At 60.1% G+C, this 2577-nt stretch carries 3 protein-coding genes; all 3 read left to right on the plus strand.

Going from position 1 to position 2577, the window contains the following annotated elements; genetic code table 11:
* The first annotated feature begins 82 nt into the window (after positions 1-82).
* Genes tnpA through tnpC form a run of 3 tightly spaced genes read left to right on the plus strand, consistent with a single transcriptional unit; the run spans position 83 to position 2522 of the window.
* Positions 83-538 carry an IS66-like element accessory protein TnpA gene (gene tnpA, locus QD461_RS36490; RefSeq protein ID WP_004121997.1) on the plus strand — a complete coding sequence of 152 codons (456 nt, stop codon included), beginning with the start codon at positions 83-85 and terminating at the stop codon, positions 536-538.
* A complete protein-coding gene (gene tnpB / locus QD461_RS36495; RefSeq protein ID WP_004121998.1) occupies positions 519-872 on the plus strand; it encodes an IS66 family insertion sequence element accessory protein TnpB in 354 nt (117 codons plus the stop codon). Before tnpA ends, tnpB begins: the two co-directional genes overlap by 20 nt.
* A 54-nt stretch (positions 873-926) precedes the next feature.
* Positions 927-2522, plus strand: coding sequence for an IS66 family transposase (gene tnpC / locus QD461_RS36500; protein ID WP_004121999.1), 1596 nt, complete (start codon positions 927-929; stop codon positions 2520-2522).
* Positions 2523-2577: the final 55 nt, after the last annotated feature.

Raw genomic sequence — 2577 nt, forward strand, 5'->3', positions numbered from 1 at the left:
GTAAGCGCTCATTTCGTTGCGCCTTTTCGCGTTGAATTCTCTGCCGCATGAAGTGTCCACTTAAAATAGGTGGACACCAAATATGAGTGACGAAGAGCAGAAACTGCGAGTGCGGTTGGTGGGACGTGATGGGCGACGCCGCTATGATCCGGGATCAAAGGAGCGGCTTGTTGCGGCCTGCCTTGAGCCTGGTGTGTCGATATCCGGCCTTGCGCTTACGCATGGGATCAATGCCAACCTACTGCGCAAATGGGTCAAGGATGCCAGGGAGGCTCGCTTCTCGGCGGGATCTGCAAGCTCGCGGTTTATCCCGGTCGTCGCGGCAGACTGCAGCCTGCCTGTCGGGACCTCCTCGTTGGAGATGCCGGTCGCGTTTAGGGAAGACCAACCGGCGTCACTGGGGAAGGCCAATCTGTCAGGTTCTTCCAAAATAAGCGCGTTGCTACCAAACGGCGTGAAGCTGACGCTGGAATCCGGTGATGCTGATGCTTTGAGGACAATCATCGGAGCTTTGGGTCATGTTCAGACTGGGCGCTGATCTCAAGGTCTACCTGCATCGCGAACCGATCGACTTCCGCGCCGGCATCAACAGCCTTGCGGTCCTGGTGCAGGAGACTATGGCGCTGGACCCGTTTGCGCCTGCGGTCTTTGCCTTTTGCAATCGCCGCCGTGACCGGATGAAGCTCCTGTTCTTCGATCGGTCCGGTTTTGTGATGGTGCTGAAGCGATTGTCGGAAGACCGGTTCCGGTGGCCACGTCGGGAGATGATGGTGGTAACGCTGACGACCGAGCAATTACACTGGATTCTCGACGGCATTGATATCGACGCGATGGTCCGCCATCCGGTTCGGCAATACCAGATCGCCGGCTGACAGTTCGCAACGTCTGCGGTTGACGGGGCGAAACGGTTCAGATTCAAGAATCTGATGATCCGACCCGGCGAACCCACTGTTGAGGAGTTGATGGCGCGCATTGCGGCGCTGCAGGCGGAAAACCGTCAGCTCACGGAACGCGTGGTCAAGCTCGAGGAAGAGTTGGTGCTGGCGCGGCTGCATCGTTTTGCGCCGAAGAGCGAAAAGCACGTGGACCGCCTCTTCGATGAAGCCGAGCAGGTTGCCGATGACGACGCCAGCGGAGAAGATGGCGAGGTCGTCCACCTGCCGGACACCGGCTTGCCATCGACCGAAAGGCCGGAGGGCAAGAAGCGTGGCCGCAAGCCCCTGCCGGAACACCTGCCGCGCGAGCGCGTCGAATATGACATTGCCCACGATCAGAAGGCCTGCCCTTGCTGCCGTCACCAGATGCATCGCATGGGTGAGGCGGTCACCGAGCAGCTCCATATCGAGGTGAAGGCCAAGGTCCTGCAGAATGTGCGGTTCAAGTATGCCTGCCGCCATTGCGACCGCACCGGCATCAACACGCCTGTCATTCTCGCGCCAATGCCCGCGCAGGCCTTGCCGGGCAGCATCGCCACGGCCTCGACACTGGCCTTCGCGCTCGTCCATAAATATGTCGATGGCACGCCGCTCTACCGCCTGGCCCAGGCCTTCGAGCGTGCCGGTGTTCCCGTCAGCCGCGGCGCTCTCGGGCATTGGGTGATCGGATCGAGCGAGAGGCATCTCTCCCGAATCTATGACGCCCTGAAATTGCGGCTCAGGGCGCAGCCGCTCATCCATGGTGACGAGACCACGGTCCAGGTCTTGAAGGAAAAGGACAAGGAAGCCACCAGCACATCCTTCATGTGGGCATACAGGAGCGGGGAAGACAGCGGCGAGCCAATCGTGCTGCTCGATTATCAACCCGGCCGCGGCCAGATTTATCCGCAGGCCTTCCTCGGCGACTACCGCGGCATCTTGATGAGCGATGGCTACACCGCCTGGCGCACATTGAACGGCGCGACCCATGTTGGGTGTATGGCCCATTCCAGGCGTCGCTTCGTCGACGCGCTCAAGGCAAGGAAGAAAGGCGGCGGTCCGCCGGAGCAGGCGCTCAAGTTCTTCGCGCAGCTCTACCGGATTGAAAGCCAGGCGCGCAATGAGAAGCCGGATAAGGACGAAACGCGAGATCACTGCATCCACCGCTTCCGCCAGCAACACAGCGTCCCCATCCTGAACGCTCTCAAGGCATGGCTCGACGACATCGCGCCGAAGGTCTTGCCCGATACCAAGCTTGGCGATGCCGTGTCCTACACCCTGAACCAATGGGAGTACCTGACGCGCTATACAGAAGACGGCAGGATGCCGATCGACAACAACTTGCTTGAGCGCGACATCAGGATTTTTGCCACGGGAAGAAAGAGTTGGCTGTTCAGCGACACCGTGGACGGAGCCAAGGCCAGTGCCGTCATCTACAGCCTCATGCTGACATGCCGCGCCTGCGGCATCGAACCCTTGGCTTATCTGCGTCACGTCCTTACCGAATTACCGCAGCGTGTCATCGAAGCCGACATCACCGACCTGCTGCCCTTCAACTTCGCTGAAACGCTGAAACCGCCGCTGCATGATCCAATGGCAGCCGTCTGACGGCGACCCCGGTCAAACGGGCCGCGTCAACGCGCATGGAAATGAGCGCTTACGA

Source organism: Rhizobium sp. BR 314, assembly GCF_047445805.1.
Lineage (GTDB): Bacteria > Pseudomonadota > Alphaproteobacteria > Rhizobiales > Rhizobiaceae > Rhizobium > Rhizobium lusitanum_B.